13 protein-coding genes are annotated in these 16,542 nt (G+C 66.0%); 2 read left to right on the forward strand and 11 right to left on the reverse strand.

Annotated features, from left to right (window positions below; genetic code table 11):
- The first annotated feature begins 8 nt into the window (after positions 1 to 8).
- On the forward strand, positions 9 to 761 hold the full coding sequence (locus A0U87_RS14475; RefSeq protein WP_048938988.1) for an FCD domain-containing protein: 753 nt from the start codon (positions 9 to 11) through the stop codon (positions 759 to 761).
- Here A0U87_RS14475 and A0U87_RS14480 read toward each other — a convergent pair whose 3' ends face one another.
- The 9 genes from A0U87_RS14480 to A0U87_RS14520 all read right to left on the reverse strand — a co-directional run bounded on the left by A0U87_RS14480 (position 762) and on the right by A0U87_RS14520 (position 11,593).
- A complete protein-coding gene (locus A0U87_RS14480; RefSeq protein WP_048938987.1) occupies positions 762 to 1,424 on the reverse strand; it encodes a S8 family serine peptidase in 663 nt (220 codons plus the stop codon).
- Complete coding sequence (locus A0U87_RS14485; protein ID WP_137405653.1) at positions 1,417 to 3,111, reverse strand: ABC transporter ATP-binding protein; 1,695 nt, start codon at positions 3,109 to 3,111, stop codon at positions 1,417 to 1,419. Before A0U87_RS14485 ends, A0U87_RS14480 begins: the two co-directional genes overlap by 8 nt.
- Positions 3,108 to 4,127: a hypothetical protein gene (locus A0U87_RS14490; protein WP_234415637.1), complete on the reverse strand. Its 1,020-nt coding sequence runs from the start codon at positions 4,125 to 4,127 to the stop codon at positions 3,108 to 3,110. The genes A0U87_RS14485 and A0U87_RS14490 overlap by 4 nt, the downstream gene beginning before the upstream one ends.
- Positions 4,124 to 5,215 (reverse strand): hypothetical protein, encoded by a 1,092-nt coding sequence (locus A0U87_RS14495; protein WP_048938984.1) that lies wholly within the window; start codon positions 5,213 to 5,215, stop codon positions 4,124 to 4,126. Before A0U87_RS14495 ends, A0U87_RS14490 begins: the two co-directional genes overlap by 4 nt.
- Positions 5,216 to 5,223: 8 nt before the next feature.
- A complete protein-coding gene (gene qhpC, locus A0U87_RS14500; RefSeq protein WP_048938983.1) occupies positions 5,224 to 5,604 on the reverse strand; it encodes a quinohemoprotein amine dehydrogenase subunit gamma in 381 nt (126 codons plus the stop codon).
- The gene (peaB, locus tag A0U87_RS14505; RefSeq protein WP_122927862.1) at positions 5,601 to 7,049 is read right to left on the reverse strand and encodes a quinohemoprotein amine dehydrogenase maturation protein; all 1,449 of its coding nucleotides are present in this window, start codon (positions 7,047 to 7,049) and stop codon (positions 5,601 to 5,603) included. Before peaB ends, qhpC begins: the two co-directional genes overlap by 4 nt.
- A complete protein-coding gene (gene peaA, locus A0U87_RS14510; protein WP_048938981.1) occupies positions 7,046 to 8,770 on the reverse strand; it encodes a quinohemoprotein amine dehydrogenase subunit alpha in 1,725 nt (574 codons plus the stop codon). The genes peaB and peaA overlap by 4 nt, the downstream gene beginning before the upstream one ends.
- A 175-nt stretch (positions 8,771 to 8,945) precedes the next feature.
- Entirely contained in the window at positions 8,946 to 11,129 is a 2,184-nt protein-coding gene (locus A0U87_RS14515; protein WP_137405654.1) for a molybdopterin cofactor-binding domain-containing protein, read from the reverse strand.
- Positions 11,126 to 11,593, reverse strand: coding sequence for a (2Fe-2S)-binding protein (locus A0U87_RS14520; protein ID WP_048938979.1), 468 nt, complete (start codon positions 11,591 to 11,593; stop codon positions 11,126 to 11,128). The genes A0U87_RS14515 and A0U87_RS14520 overlap by 4 nt, the downstream gene beginning before the upstream one ends.
- A gap of 188 nt (positions 11,594 to 11,781) precedes the next feature.
- Between A0U87_RS14520 and A0U87_RS14525 the strand changes: the two genes are divergently transcribed.
- Entirely contained in the window at positions 11,782 to 13,620 is a 1,839-nt protein-coding gene (locus A0U87_RS14525; RefSeq protein ID WP_137405655.1) for a DUF885 domain-containing protein, read from the forward strand.
- Positions 13,621 to 13,689: 69 nt separating this feature from the next.
- Here A0U87_RS14525 and A0U87_RS14530 read toward each other — a convergent pair whose 3' ends face one another.
- Together A0U87_RS14530 and A0U87_RS14535 are read right to left on the reverse strand one after the other, a co-directional pair.
- On the reverse strand, positions 13,690 to 15,861 hold the full coding sequence (locus A0U87_RS14530; RefSeq protein ID WP_048938977.1) for a TonB-dependent siderophore receptor: 2,172 nt from the start codon (positions 15,859 to 15,861) through the stop codon (positions 13,690 to 13,692).
- A 323-nt stretch (positions 15,862 to 16,184) separates the two neighbouring features.
- The coding region (locus A0U87_RS14535; RefSeq protein ID WP_137405656.1) for an energy transducer TonB at positions 16,185 to 16,542 on the reverse strand (358 nt) is incomplete at its 5' end.

The following is a 16,542-nucleotide window of genomic DNA, read 5'->3' on the forward strand; positions in this document are numbered from 1 at the left end:
GAGGTAGAATGGGGAGCGAGCGCAAGGACGGACCGGAACGCAAGTTCGCGTCGGACGAAGGCTCGCTCCGCATTCACCAGGCGATCGCCCGCGACATGGGCACCGCCATCCTGACCGGCAAGCACAAGCCCGGCGACCTGTTCGAGGGTGAGATCGAGGCATCCGAACGCCTTGGCGTATCGCGCACCGCCTATCGCGAGGCGATCCGCATCCTGATCGCCAAGGGCATGCTGGAAAGCCGCCCCAAGGCCGGCACCCGCGTCCTGCCGCGCGCGCGCTGGAACGTGCTCGACCCCGAAATGCTCGCCTGGATGTTCGCCGGCGAACCCGACCGCGCCTTCATCCGCGACCTGTTCGAGCTGCGCGGCGTGATCGAGCCGGCGGCGGCCGAATTTGCCGCGCGCCGCCGCACCGACGATCAACTGGCGATCATGGACGCGGCGCTGGCCGAGATGGAACGCTATGGCCTGTCCACGCCGGAAGGGCGCGCCGCCGACCAGCGTTTCCACAATGCGATCCTCGCCTCCACCCATAATGACGCGCTGGAGGCGCTGGCCAGTTCGGTCGGCGCGGCGGTCAGTTGGACCACCACCTTCAAGCATCGCAAGAAGCTGTTGCCGCGCGATCCCTTGCCCGATCATCAGGCGGTGCATCGCGCCATCGCCGCGCGCGACACGGCGGCCGCGCGCAACGCCATGGCCGAACTGCTGCGCCTGGCCTTCGCCGACATGGATATTGCCCTCAACGAACCGGGCGCCTGATCAACCTACCTCTGCGCGGGCGCCGGCCGGCATCCACCGGGCAAGCCCCGCCCGCCCCTGCCGCGCGATCAGGCCGGTCATGTTGGCGACAGCGAAACTGACACCATGGAGGTTGCGACGCTGGGGCACGCCGGGGATCGGCCGGGGATGCCCCGACGCGAAGGCCAGCCCCGCCCGCAGCCGAAAATCGTCGCGCGGACACTCCCAGTCGAGGCCGACGCCCAAGACCATATCCAGACTGCCGGGATAGCAGGGCGTGCCCTCATTATCGCGCGCTGCGACGATCAGGATGCCGGCCGCCAGCGCACGATCCGCCGCTGCCGCGAACGCCTCGCCATGGGCCGGATTGACCGTGCCGAGGCTGAGGTTGATGAGGTCCACCCGTGCCGCCACCGCCCGGTCGATCGCCGCGACCAGCGCCCGTGCCGTGGTGCTGAGCGCATCATGAAAGACCCGGATCGGCAGGCAGAGCGCATCGGGCGCCTGATCCTGGATCGCGGCGGTCACGGCGGTGCCATGGCCAAGCCGGTCGCCTGTGTCAGCTTCGCTGTCACGCCCATCCTTGGCAATGGCAAAGCCGGGCAATAGCCGGGCGGCAGCGATATGGGGATGATCGGGATGGACGCCGCTGTCGATCACGGCGATGCGCAACGGATCAGGCATGAACCAGCTCGAACTGCTGCACCATATGCGCCTGCCCGTCGGTGACCGTCACGATCCGGTCGGCGATCCGCGCCAGCGCCGGCTTATGGGTGATGAGGATGATAGTCGCATCGGGCAGCGCGCCGCGCAGCCGCTGCGCCACCAGCGCCTCGGCCTCGCCATCCAGCGCCGATGTCGGTTCGTCCAGGATCAGCACCGATGGCCGGCGCAGCAGCGCGCGGACGATGACGATACGCTGCCGCTCGCCCGCCGACAGCGCCAGCCCGCGCTCGCCGGTGCGGGTGTCCAGCCCCTCGGGCAGACGCGCCAGAAAAGTGTCCAGCCCGGCGGCATGGGCCGCCGCCTCGATATCCTCGATGCGCACGTCCGGCAGGGCAAAGCCGATATTGGCAGCGATACTGTCATTGAACAGCCAGGGCGACTGGTCGACCAGCATCACCTCGCGCCGCAGATCGTCGAGCCGCAGGTCGCGCAGATCATGCCCGTCGAGCAGGATGCACCCCCCGGTCGGATCGGCATGGCGCACCATCAGGTCAGCCATGGTCGACTTGCCGACGCCGCTCGGCCCCAGGATCGCGCAGATGCTGCCGGCGGGGATGGTCAGGTCCATGTCGCGCAACACCGGATCGCGATCATAGCGCATCGCCACCTGTTCGAAGCGCAGCTCGCCCCGCACCCGGCCGATCGGCGCGGCATCGGCGCGCTCCTCGACATCGGGCCGGGTGTCGAACAGTTCGAAAATCCGCCCCAGCGACACCCGCGCCGACGCCAGCCCGGACGTCAGCCCCATCAGCGTCTGGATCGGCGACAGGAGCCGCATATGATAGGTCATGAAGGCGACGAGCGTGCCGATGCTCATGTCGCCCTCGATGATCCGCCAGCCGCCATAAAGGATCACGGCGGAGGTCGCCCCGGTCATCAGCGTGCCGGGCAGCGCCCCGGTCATGTAGGAGGCGACCTGCATCCGCAGCATCGCGCCGACAAAGGCGTCATTCTTCGCCTTGAAGCGCCCGACCTCATGCTCGCCCGCCCGCAACGCGGTGACGACGCGCATGCCCATCACCGTATCGACCAGCAGGCTGCCCAGATCCGCGCCCCGCTCGCGCATGTCGCGGGTCAGCGCGGTCAGCCGCCGCTGATAATGAGTGAAGGCCGCCAGACTGGCCGGCACCAGCAGTATGCCGACCAGGAACAGCCGCCAGTCGAGCCAGAGCATCATCGCGACGCAGCCGATGAAGAAGAGCAGGTTGCTGACCACCGAGAGCAGGGTATCGGACGCGATCCGCTGCACATCGCTCACATCGCTGTTCATCCGCGAGACGAGATCGCCCAGCCGGAAGCTGGCATAGAAGCGCGGCGACAGCGTCTGGAGATGACGCAGCAGCGCGGCGCGCATGTCATAGAGCATCGCCGCCGACAGCCGGACATAGCGATAGCTTGCGAGGATGTTGACGCCAAAGCCCAGCACTGTGACCGCGATCATGATGCCAGCAATCCGCCACAGCGCGCCCATGTCCCGCCGCAGCAGCGCCTGATCGATCATCAGTTTGGACAGATAGGGTTGGGCGAGACCGAGCGCGGTCGACAGCACACTGATCGCCAGCACCAGCAGCAGCCCACGCCGATAGGGCCGGATATAAGGCAGCAGCCGGCTATAGCTGCGCCATTCAGCGACAGGCGTGCTCATGCCGCCACCCGCCGTGGCACCAGCCGCAAGCCATGCAGCGCATATTGCGGCTCGGGCAGCGTCGCCAGCAGCCCGGTACACCAGTGATGCCCCTGCATCAGCGCCTCATGTTGGGTGCGCCACCAGTCACCCCGGCCGCCATCGGCATAAAATTGGGCGCAGAGCAGCAGGTGCCGCCGCATCGCCGCGATCAGCATCGCCTGATAATGACCGAGCAGCGCGGCCCGGTCGCCGCCTTCCGCGATGCCCGTCAGCACCGCACTCGCCAATATGGCCTCGCGCACCGACTGGGCGGTGCCATCGCCACAGATCGGATCGAAGCCGATCGCCGCCGTGCCGCAGGCCAGCCAGTCGTCGCCGACCAGCGGCAGATGCAGCCGCGGCGCGGCGAGAAAGGGGCGCGTCGATCCGCCGATCGGATCGACCACCGGTGCGATCAGCCGGCTCTGCGCCAGCAGCGCGTCGATTTCGCCACCGACGCCCAGCAGCCAACCCTCGTCCCCGTCCGCCGGGACCAGGAACAGCCAGCCGCTCTCGACCGCCTCGACCCGGCCTTCCTCGCGGCAGGCCGGGTCGCGCAGCCACACGCGAGCGGCGACGGCATGGCGCTCGCCAAAGACATGAAGCTCACCCATCGGCAGCGGCGTCGCGGCATATAGGGTGAAATCGGGCGCGGCCATTGGCGCGTCGCCCGGCACGGCCAGCGCCGCCTGCACCGTCGCCTCCGATGCCAGCACCGCCTCATGCGGCACCGTCACCGGCGCCCCGCCCCAGGCGACCAGCCGGCGCCGCACGCGCGGCGCGTCCGCGAGCAGGTCCGGCCGCGCGAACAGCTCCCGCATCAACGCCAGCGCCGCATCGCTGAGCAACAGGCTGGGCACCGGCGGGCGATGGGCGGGCTCCTGTCCGACGCGGAGCCCCGCCCCTTTCAGCAGATGCGCGCAGGCATTGGCGGCCATCCCGCTGCCCCGGATGGCCACGGCCATCGGAGTGTCGGGACGGCCGGAACGGGTCACGGCACCGCCACCATGCCGGCGCCGGTCGCGTCATTGCCCAGATCCCAGGTGGCTTCCAGCTTCAGCGTCTTCGCGTCATAAACCTCGATGTCGAAGCTGGCGCCGTAGATATAGAGCTTCGCCCCATCCATCGACATGCCGAAGCGGAAGCGCGATCGGCAGGGGAATTCCGCCTTGTCCACCACCGCGTTGGTGGAAAGGTCCATGTGCCAGAATTCGCACCGCTTCGATCCCAGCGTGCCGTTGGTGACGACGGTATAGGCCTGCTTGCCATCGGGCGTGATTTCCAGCCCCGCCATGGCGGCCGGCGCCGGGCCGATCGGGGTGAAGTCGAACTGGCGGCTGTTGAGGTCGAACCGGGCAAGGCCGAACATCTTGCTGTGGATATAGGGGTCGGCCGCGTTGAACAGCGAGACATATTGGCCGGGCGTCCGCAGCGTTTCGAGCGATCCGCCAAAGCCGACATTCTCCAGCCCCGTGCCTTCGGGCCGGGCGAGGTCGATGCGGTCGGTGGCCTTCAGCGTCGCGGTGTCGATGACGATCACCTTCTCGCCAAAGGCGTAGAGATATTTGCCATCGGCCGACACCTTGAAGGCGACACGATAGCCGCCGATCGCCTTTTCATCATCCTTCTCGATCTCGGCGGTGCGCACCAGCTTGCCGAGCTTCAGGTCGACCACGCCATAGAGGGGCTTGCTGACCTTGTAGCGATCCATTTCCTTGTCGATCCTGGTGACGATCGTGTAGAAATAGCGTCCCGCCGGGTCCGCCACACCGCCATAGAAGCGCACCCGGTTGGGGCCGTCATTCAGGCTGAACTTGCTCACCACCTGCCGGCTGGCGGCGTCGATCACCTCGATCCCGCTCGTCGTGATGGTCGACACATAGATGCGCTTGCCATCGTCCGACAGGCTCATCGCGGTTGGCAGGCCGGTATCCAGCTTGATCTTCTGCGTCACCGCGCCCTTGCCCTCGTCAAAGACCAGCAGGACATCGGGATAGGCGCCCATGAACAGGGTCGCGGCATGGATGGGGATGGTCGCCAGCGCGGTGAGGCCCGCCGCCAGGACGAAGCGGATTTTCTGCATCGCGCGCCTCATGGGAATACCAGGTCGAGATTGCGCCAGTCCTTGGTCGCGGTGGCGCAGTTGCTGGCCCAGTCGGGCGAATAATTCACATGGTCGGGCACCTGCACCGGCCAGAAGCAGGTGACGTAGCAGTCATAGATGTCGCGCTCGACCGGCTGGCACAGCCCCGCCGTGCCGCCGCCCGCATCCACTTCCCAGCCGGGCGAGAAGGACAGGGTGCAGCCCATCGGCACATGCGGACGCGGCGCCTGTTGCAGGGCGACGACATCCTCCTCCATGTCGGACGGCGTGGTGCCCGACGCAGCGGCGGCCTCGATCGCCGCCTCCATCTGCATCACGGCGTCGTCGATCCGCCGCGCCTTTTTGTTGATGGCACGAAGATGCTTCATGACAGCCCCTTTCGTTCAGCGAAATGCTCCAGAAAGCCGGGGTTCTTCACCGCCAGCTCGCCATAGATATGCAGGCAGGTGTCGGTCCATTGCCGGATCCAGTCGCAATAATGGAGATTGGCATGGCCGGTGTCGCCATAGCGGACGAACGCCTCATGGTGGCACCCCCCGGCGCAGAGCGGCCGCGCCCAGCAGCTCTGGCAATCATATTTGGCGCCGACATGACCGCGGCTCAGGAAATCACCCTGCTTGGCCCGGTCGATGCCGCTCGACACATGGCCCATCACATGGGTGTCGGCGTCGGTGAAGCGGTGGCAGGGCGACAGGTCGCCCGACGGGCTGACCCCCATCAGCCCCATGCCTGCGCCGCAGGGATGCGATTTGTTGACGCCCGAAATCAGCTCGCTGATGGTCTCGCTGACATTGGTGAAGCCATGGACCTGCCCTCGCAGCGCATATTCCAGCCATTCGCGCGCCAGCAGGTTGAACTGCGCCAGCACGTAGTCCATGCCGTCTGCATCGATCGAATAGGCCCGCGTCTCCCCCGTGGTCACCGGCGCGAAGCCAACCTCGTGAAAACCCAGATCATCCTTCAGATGGCGGAAGATGCGCACGACATCGGTCACGCCTTCGGTCAGGGTGACGCGCGCGGTGACGGCACGGGTGCGATGATGCGCGATCAGCGTGCGCAGCCGCGGCTCGATCACCGCATAGCTGCCCTTGCCATTCTTGTAGACGCGATGCTTGTCCTGCAGTTCGGGCGGGCCGTCCATCGACACGGTGACGCCGACCCGATTGTCCGACAGGAAGGTGACGATCTCCGGCGTCAGCAAGGTCGCATTGGTGGTCAGGCTGTAGGTGATCCCCTTGCCCGCCGCCGCCATCGCGCCATTGGCATAATCGACCACATCGCGCAGAAGCTTGAAATTCATCAAGGTTTCGCCGCCGAAGAAGGTGATGTGGACCGACGGACGGTTCGCCGCCTCCGCGATCAGCAGGTCGACCGACGCCCTGGCCGTCTCCAGCGTCATATATTTGGGTTTGCCGGCCGGGGTCGCGATCTTGTCCGCGCCGAATTCATAGCAATAGGTGCAGGCAAGGTTGCACTGGTTGGTGATGTTCAGCACCAGCGCCTGCAACGGGAAATCGGCCGGCGGCGCCTCCGGCACGGACACCGGCGCCGCGCCCAGATGGATGAGCTGCACCGCGCGCAATTCGCGCACCAGCGCCTCCGCCTCGGCCAGGTCGCCTTCCTCGCCCGCCAGTTCGCGGACCAGCGCGGCATGGCTCAGCTCCTGTCCATCAAGCCGGTCCAGCACCGCCTGCACCTGCGCATCAATCTCGAAGATTGCGCCGGCACTCACCAGATAGACGAAGTCGCTGCCGCCGGCGGCAAAGCCATGATATTCGGCGCGGCGATAGGCGGGGGCCTGCATGACGGTCATCGCGACACCTCCGGCTGGTCGAAGCGCTGATACATGGGCACGGTCACGACCAGATAGGACCGCGCGCTCAGGGGCTTGCCGAACTTGTCCTTTTCCGCCTTCGCCGTCGCGACGACCCAGACCTCGCCATAATTGTTGCGGCTGAACCGGCGTTCGGGATTGGGGCCTTCCAGCCCCGGCGTGAAGAAGGCGGTGGGGCTCAGCGCCCCCACATATTTCATGTCGTCATCATAATAGACCGACATGAATTCCTGCATCGACCAGGTCGCGTCGATCGGGCCAATCGTGACGTCGTCGCTGGTGTTCGGCTTGCCATCCAGGCCATTGTCATAACCGATCGCCTCGAACTGCTGATAGCCCTTGGCGAACTTGATGCCGCCCAGTCGGGCCAGGCTCGTTTCCGGCGTGACCTTGAGATAATCGACCTTGCGATAGACCGGGAACGCCTTTTCCAGCACCGCGCCGCCGATGCCGACATCGCGCTGGCCGGCAGGGGCGCTGGCCGCGACATCGACGCTCAGCACCGCCTTGCCCGGCGTCGCCGACACGACCTTGCTGACGGTCACACCCGCGCCCAGATCGACGTCACCCGCCGTCAGGGATGCGGGCAGATTATGGCCCCAGATGGTAACATCGACGCCCTTCGTCCCGGCCTTCACCGCACCCGGCGTCACCGCCAATATGGCCGGCGCGGCGGTCGCGCGGACCAGCTTCACGTCATAGCCGAATTCCTGATATTCCCCCCAGAACCAGCGCCCCTCCGCGCTCTGCTGGTCGGGCGCGAACCACATCGTCTCGCGCGCCGGGCTGCCAAGGTCATCGGGCTTGCCCGGCGCCGCGCCGCCCTTGGACGAGCCGCGCCAGCTATAGCCGGAATAGACAAGGCCGGTGCCGCTGCGGCTGATGGTCGCGCCGTTAGTGAGCGAGGTGAGCGACGCGTTGGTCTTGAACTCGTCGGCGGCCGCGCCCGGCGCCACCGTCATCGTGCCGACGAAGCGGCCCTGCCCCGGCACCGACGCCACCACCAGCCAGTCGCCCGCCAGCCGCGGCGCGCGCAGGCGCGAACTCCAGGCGGCCCATTCGGGCGTATGCAGCCCCGCCACCTTGGGCAGATAGGTCAGCGCATATTCGCCGCGCGTCATCTTGTCCTTGGGGTCGCGGCCGGTGGGCTGCTCGCTATCCTCGGCCGGCCGGCGATATTGCGCGTCCGCCTGTGAATAGAGGGCGACATGCAGATCCTGCAGCGTCTTCCATTCCAGCTTAGACCGGCGCCAGGACAAGGGCTGGGCAAAGGCATGGCAGCTGGCACAGGCGCCGCGCATCGTCTCATTGGGCAGCACTTCGTCGATGATCCGCTTTTCGGGCAGATACATGACCGGCCGCGCCTCCTCCGGCGCCAGCCCGTGCGAGGCGGACAGCGACTTGATGACCGCGCGCGATTCCTGCGGCGTGATATCCAGGCCATTCAGTCGCACCATCCGCTTGATCGCCTGTGCCCAGCCCTCCGGCGTGGTGCGCACCCAGCTGATGCGGGACAGGTTGCCCTTAGCATCGGGCGCGTGACAGCTGCCGCATTTTTCCTGGACCAGCGGATCGGTGACGGGGATGCCCTCCTCCGTCTCCTTCATCGTCGCGCCGTCGGGACCGCCATCGGCCTGCGCGAGCACGACCGATGCGGAGAACAACCCCAACAGACCGAACTTCACCGGAAGCTGCTTCACCCTGATGTCCCCCTTTGGCGTCCGGTCTTTTGCCCTGGACGCGGCCCAATCTCAGGCGGGGGCTTTTTTGCCCCTCTGACCGGCATGACGGATGACGCCATGTCGATCCGCCATCAGATTCTTGACGATCATCAAGATTTTTCTGGCCAAGTAAAGAGGGGTTGGAAAACAGGGTTCAGGCGAACATCTCCGGCACGATCGGCAGGGTGCGGATACGCTTGCCGGTGGCCGCGTGCAGCGCATTGACCAGCGCCGGGATCACCGGCGGCAGCGCCGGCTCGCCCATGCCGGTCGGCGGATAATCGGTCTTCACGAACTCGACGATGATCTGCGGCGTATCGGGGATGCGCTGCAACGGATGGGTGTCGAAATTGGCCTGCTCCACCGCGCCGGCAACCTGCGTGATCTTCTGCCCGGCCAGCGCCTGGCCCAGCCCCTCGATCACCGATCCCTGCGCCTGGTGCAGCGCATTCATCGGGTTGATGATCTGGCTGCCGACATCGCCCGCGACCCACACGGTCGCGACCTTGGGCATGCCATCGACCAGCGCCACCTCCAGCACCTCGGCGAAATAGCCCATATGGCTGTAATAAAAGGCAAAGCCCTTGCCCCGTCCCTTGGGCAATTTGCCACGATCGGCCCAGCCGCTCATCGCCACCACCTTCTCGATCACGCCCCTGGCGCGGCCGGTGACGAAGGGCGGCGCATTGGGGCCGCGCGGCAATTCGCGCGGGTCGCCCAGCAATTCCAGCATCAAAGTCGGCAGATCCTTGCCCGCCGCCTGCGCCACTTCGTCCAGGAACGCCTGGGTGACGAAGGCCAGCGCGTTGGAGCCGGGCGCGCGCAGCCAGCCGGTCGGCATGTTGGTGGCGAGGAAACTCTGTTCCAGCAGCAACGTGTCGATCAGGCCGGCGGGGATTTCGCTCGCCGGCATCTCGGCCGACCGCACCGGCTTGCCGTCCTTGCCGAAGGTCACGAAATGATCGTGGAAGGCGGTCATTTTCCCGCCCTTGTCCAGCGCCGCACGGAAGCCGTGCCAGCCGGCCGGGCGGTAGAAGTCGCGCTGGATATCCTGCTGCCGGTTATAGAGCAGCTTCACCGGCACGCCGGGCAATTGCGCCGCGATCGCCGCCGCCTGCACCATATAGTCGTTCATCAGCCGCCGGCCGAAACCGCCGCCGATGCGGGTGAAGTTGATGCGGATCTTGTCCGGCGGCAGGTTCAGCGCCTTGGCCACCAGCCCGCGCCCGCTTTCCGGATTCTGCGTCGGCGCCCAGATCTCGATCGCGCCATCCTTGAACAGGGCGGTGCAATTCTGCGGCTCGAGCGTCCCATGCGCCAGGAAGGGATAATCATATTGCGCGCTGACCGTCTTCGCCGCCCCGGCAAAGGCCCCATCCACATCACCCGCGCGGACGATGTCGCCATCGGCCTTGCCCTTCAGCCGTTCGGCAGCCTGCGCGGCATAGCCCTCGGTCGAAAAGCCGCTCACCGCGCCCATGTCCCATTCGACCTTCAACGCCTCGCGCGCCTGGTTGGCGCTCCACCAGCTTGTCGACAGGATGGCGACGCCATCGAACAGCGATTCCGGCGTCCCGTCCCCCTTGATCGTCAGCACATGGGCCACACCGGGCAGCGCCTTCACTTCGTCCAGATTGGCCGATTGGAACGTCCCGCCAAAGGCCGGGCAGGTCTCCAGCACGGCATAAAGCATGCCGGACAGCTTGAAATCGATTCCGAACAGCGGCTTGCCAGCCACGATAGCCGGCGTATCCACCCCGCCGATTGACTGGCCGATGATGCGAAAATCCCTGGGATCCTTCAGCGTCAATGTCGCCGGATCGGGCGGGGACTGCTGTGCCGCGGCGGCGGCCAGCGCGGCATAGCTGATGCTCCTGCCCGACGTCGGATCGCTCACCTTGCCGCTGCCGGTCTTCAATGTCGCGGGCGCCACGCCCCATTGTTGCGCCGCCGCCGCGACCAGCATCGCGCGGCCCGCCGCCCCGGCCTTGCGCGTCGGCAGCCATTCGCGCGGCGTCGTGCGACTGCCGCCAGCCGTCTGCCCGCCGAATATCTTCTGGTCGGCATGGGTCTGCTCGATCGTCACCTGCGCCCAGTCGACGTCCAGTTCCTCGGCGATCAGCATCGGCAGCATGGTCTTGGCGCCCTGCCCGATCTCGGCATTTTTCGCGCCGATGATGACGCGATTGTCGGGCAGGATGCGCACGAAGGCGGTCAATATCTGCGGCGCGCCCTCCGCCGCCTCCGCCAGCGGGATGTTGAGGTCGAACAGCAAGCCACCGCCCGCGACCAGCGAGGCGCTCAGGAAGCGGCGGCGCGACAGGATCGGCGCGTTCATGCCTTCGCTCCCGCCCTGGCCGCATCCTTGATCGCAGCGCGGATGCGGACATAGGTGGAGCAGCGGCACAGATTGCCCATCATCGCCGCGTCAATATCCTCGTCACTGGGGTCGGGTGTGGTCGCCAGCAGCGCACTCGCGCTCATGATCTGCCCGGCCTGGCAATAGCCGCATTGCGGCACGTCCAGCTTCACCCAAGCATCGGATATCCGCTTGCCCGCATCGCTCTGCGCCACCGCCTCGATCGTGGTGATCGCCATGCCCTGCGCCTCGCCGATCGGCGTCTGGCAGGCCCGCGCCGGGCTGCCGTCGATATGGACGGTGCAGGCGCCGCACAGCCCCGCGCCACAACCGAACTTGGTGCCGACCATGTCCAGATCCTCGCGCAGTGCCCACAGCAACGGCTTGGCCGGATCGGCCTCCACCGATCGTGTCTGTCCATTGACCTTGAGACTGATCGCCATCGCCCTACCCCCGCTCAACCTTTGATTGTCGCGCGCAAAATAGATGGCAGAAAGGCACGGCCTGTCCAGAGGCTTCGAGGACGGCCACCCAAGCCCCGGAAAAGCGATCGCTTTCGCAAGGCCCGGCTTGACTTGGCGCCCGCGCGCCTGTCTCTCCCTGTCCATCCCTATTCGCGACAGGAATTGCCATGACCGTCCGTATCTCGCTCGCGCTGCTCCTTGCCCTCGGCGCCTCCGCCCCGATCCTGGCCCAAGCCCCAACCACGTCCCCAACCACGGCGCCCGCATCGGCGACCGCTCAGGAAGACAAGGCACTGCTCGCCTTCCTCGACCAGGCGTTCGACCAGCAACTGGCGCTCAGCCCGGAATCGATGACCAGCCTTGGCCTCAAGACCGACTATGGCAAGCTGGACGATTATAGCGAACGGGCCGACGCCCGCAGCCTGGCGCTGCAGGAACAGCAGCTTGCGCAGCTGCATCGCCGCTTCTCGCCCGAACGCCTCGGCCCCTCGGCGCGGCTCAGCTATCGTCTGTTCGAAGCGCAGGTGGCGACATCGAAGCAGCAGGCGCCCTTTGCCAAATATGCCTTCCCCGTGTCCACCAATGGCAGCCCGGCGGGCAATATCCCGGTCTTCCTGATCAACGAACATCGCGTCGACAGCGTCGCCGATGCCCAGGCCTATATTGCCCGCCTGCGCGACAGCGAGCGGGTGATGAACGAGGTCGCGACCAAGATGCGCGACCAGGCGGCACAGGGCATCGTCCCGCCGAAAATGGTGTTCGCCCCCGCCCGCGCCGACGCAAAGAAGGTGATCAGCGGCGCCCCCTTCGATCAGGGGCCGGACTCCACCCTGTTCGCCGATTTCAAGAAGAAGGTCGGCGCGCTCAACGCATCGGATACGGAAAAGGCCAAGCTGATTGCCGACGCACAGGCCGCGCTCACCGGCCCCTTCGCCAAGGGGTTCCAGACCCTGTTCGCCGCGCTCGATGCGATCGAGCCCAAGGCCAAGGGCAATGACGGCGCCTGGAGCCTGCCGGGTGGCGAGGCCTATTATAACGCCCGCCTCGCCTTCTACACCACCACCAGCCTCAACGCCGATCAGATCCACCAGATCGGCCTCGATCAGGTGAAGGCGATCCGGACGGAAATGGAAGCGGTGAAGGCGCGGATCGGCTTTGCCGGTTCACTGACCGATTTCTTCCAGGCACTGCGCACCGACCCCAAGTTCAAATATCCCAATGATGCCGCCGGCCGCGAAGCCTATCTGGCGGACGCCCGCGCCGCCATCGCCCAGACCATGGATGCCGCGCCGCGCTTCTTCCGCGTCCTGCCCAAGGCGAAGCTGGAGGTGCGCGCGGTCGAGGCCTGGCGCCAGGAAACCGCCTCGGTCGCCTTCTACAACCAGCCCGCGCCCGACGGATCGCGCCCCGGCATCTTCTACGTCAACCTCGCCGACATGAATCAGGTGCAGAAGCCGCAGGTCGCGGCGATCGCCCATCATGAAGGCGCGCCGGGCCATCATTTCCAGATCGCCCGCGCGCAGGAACTGCCCGACCTGCCCAAATTCCGCCGCTTCGGCTATTATGGCTCCTATACCGAGGGCTGGGGCCTCTATAGCGAGCGCCTGGCCAAGGAAATGGGCGCCTATCAGGATCCCTATTCGGAATTCGGCATGCTCTCGCTGCAGATGTGGCGCGCAATCCGGCTGGTCACCGACACCGGCCTGCATGCCAAGCGCTGGACGCGCGAACAGGCGATCCAGTATTTCCGCGACAATGCCCCCCTGTCGGAACGCGACATCGTCAAGGAAGTCGATCGCTACATCAACAATCCGGGCCAGGCGACCAGCTACATGGTCGGCCAGATCCGCATCGCCCAGTTGCGCAAGGAAGCCGAGCAGGCGCTGGGCCCCAAGTTCGACATTCGCGACTTCCATGAAGTGGTGCTGGCCAATGGCGCCCTGCCGCTCGACGTGCTGGGCGAACAGGTCCAGGCCTATATCGCAGCGACCAAGGCCAAGGGCTGAACCAGCCTACATGCCCGGCTTGTCCCGCCAGCAGGGGACAAGCCGGGTGAAGGCGGCACTCCCTGCCCCTTACAGCGTGCCGCGCAGAGTGAACTTCACCGCGCGGGGTTCGCCGTAGCGGGCGCTGCCGAGATAGAGGCCGGAATAATAGGTCTTGTCGAAGATATTCTCGACATGGACCGACAGCGAGAGATGGTCGGTGAAGCGATAATTGGCGAGCAGGTCGACCACCGCCAGGCTGCCCTGGCTGTAGGTTTCGCCATTCGGCCCTTCGCCATCGGCCGTGGTCTTGCCCTGCCACTCGACATTGCCGCCGATCGTCAACGCGCTGAACTGGCCGGGCAGCGTATAGGCGCTGAACATCTTGAAGCTGTTCTTGGCGATCTGCGGCATCTGGCGCACGCCGTCGCGATCTTCCGCACGAGCATTGGCAAAGCCGCCGGCGATCCGCCAGCCGGGCAGGATTTCGCCCTTCACCTCCAGTTCGAAGCCCGACGACTTCATGCCCGACACCGCATGATAGGCCGAACTGCCATCGGGCGCGAAAATGCCGGGGCCGTCGGCCAGGGCATAATTATCCTGCTGCATCTTAAACACGGCGGCGGTGGCGCTGAGGCGGCCATCAAGGAAGTCGGCCTTGAGCCCGGCTTCATAGGTATTGCCTTCGAGCGGGGCGATGACATCGCCATCGACGGTGCGTGATGTTTGCGGCGTGAACACGCTGGCATAGCTGACATAGGCCGAGAGGGTCTTGGTAAAGTCCAGCACCAGGCCGGCATAGGGGGTGAAGACCGCCTTTTCATCGACCACCGGGGTCCAGACCTTGGGGCCGGTCACGTCCTGCGCATAGCTGTCCTGCTTCCACCAGGTGAGGCGGCCGCCGGCGATGATCGAGAGCGGGCCGATCGGCTTCAGCCGGGCGACACCGGCGATCGAACTGGTCTCGATCCGGTTGCCCGCGGTGCTGCCCGATGGCGTCAGGTCGGGCTTGGCCACGTCGCCGGTCGGGAAATAGCTATAGGCATTGATCGGATACATATAGTCGCTGCCACCCCACCAGCCGGGATAGGGCGTCTGGTCATCGTCGAAACGGGTGTGGCTCACGGTCAGGGCCACATGCTGTTCCTGGCCCAGCGCCTCGAACGCGCCGCGCAGATTGGCATAGACCGCGTCGAGCGTCAGGTCGGATGCCCAGCGGGTGGCGTAGAAGGTGCCGCCATCGCCCGTTTCCTTGTCGATCGCGGTGCCAAAATAATAGCCGATCGTCTCGTCATAGGAACCCGACTTATGCTCGGCATCGACCTGCAGATGCCAGTTGGCGTCGAAATCATGGGCAATCGAGGCGAAGATGTTGACGCTCTTGCGGCGGAAGTCGGACCAGTCGGCACCGCCATTGGTGGAGCGGGCGAAATCGGTCTTCGTGCCGTCGGTGAAGAAGAGCGGCACGCCGCCGCGCGAGGCGCCTTCGTTGCGGAAATTCTGATATTCGATGCCGGCGGTCAGCAGGGTGCTGGGGCCAAGATCGGCCTCGATCACGCCATAGAGCGCCTGGCGCTTGGCATGTTCGCGGTCGATGAAAGTATCATTATCCTGCCAGGCGCCGGCGACGCGGGCGCGGATATGGCCGCTGGCGGTCAGCGCGCCGCCGATATCGCCTTCCAGCCGGTACTTGTCCCAGGAGCCGATGGTCGCCGCGATCGTGGCGCTCAGGTCCGCGCCGGGCCGCTTGCGGATCATGTTGATCGCCGCCGACGGCTCGCCGGTGCCGGTCATCATGCCGGCCGAACCGCGGATCACCTCTATCCGGTCATAGGCGATCATGTCGGCGGTATCTTCGGTGAAGCCATAGATGTTGGACGGTCGGGCGACGCCGTCGACCAGATAATTCTGCACCGCAAAGCCGCGCGCGGTATAGTTGGTGCCGTCGGTGCCGAGCGCGCTGGAGCGGTTGGTCTGGATGCCGACGATCTGCGCCATCACTTCGGAAATGTCGGTCAGGCCCTGTTCCTGCATGCGCAGGCTGTCGAGACTGGTGACCGACTGGGGCGTTTCGCGGGTGGTGAGGTTGAGGCCGTTGGTCTCATTCTGGCCGGTAACGACGATCGAGTCCGGGGCGGGCGCGTTTGCATCCGGCTCGTCCGCAGGCGCCTGGGCCTGGGCGCTGGTGGTAGCCAGCAGCATGCAGGCGGCGATCGACGCCGCGCCGTAGCGGACGAAATTCTTCTTCGATGCAAAGGACATAAGGCACTTCCCCCATATTTCGCCATGCCCTGAACATGGCGCCCTGGATGTTGGGGCGGCGCTTTAATGCGATTGATTTGCAAATGCAACGATTCGGAAACGAACTGATGCAAAATGTGCATCGGGGCGCAATATGGCGCTATCGATCAGTCATGATGGCTGCCGGGATGAGTGGGCGATTGATGCCGGGACAGCTCCGGCCGTTGCTTTCGTCTGCCTCTTCGCATCGCTGCACGGGTTCGTTGCGCCCGGAGCCGCAGACAAGAATAGTGAGGGTGTGGAAAGGCAAGGCCCGCTTCTGGTCGCTTTCAGACCATCCCCCGCTATACCGGCAGCACGAACTCCACCGGCGCAGTGAATTCGATGCGGTCGCCGGATATGTCGGACGGGGCCTTGGGATAGGGCGAGGCGCGGTGCAGCATGGCGGCGGCCTCCTCGTCGAGCGAGGCGCGGCCGGAACTGCTGATCACCCGCCCTTCGATCAGCATGCCGGCGCGGTCGATCACGAAGCGGACCTTCACCACCCCTTCCTCATGCCGCATCTTGGCGCGGCGGGGATAAATTTTGTGGGCATAGAGCCAGGAACGCACCCGCGCGGCATAGGCGCGGCTGTTGCCGGCCGGGGCATTGGCGTCCAGCCCGTCGGCAATGCCGCGCCGGGCCGGCGGCGCGCCGGCGCTG

Origin of the sequence: Sphingobium sp. MP9-4 (assembly GCF_005281675.1) — a bacterium.
Classification (GTDB): domain Bacteria; phylum Pseudomonadota; class Alphaproteobacteria; order Sphingomonadales; family Sphingomonadaceae; genus Sphingobium; species Sphingobium yanoikuyae.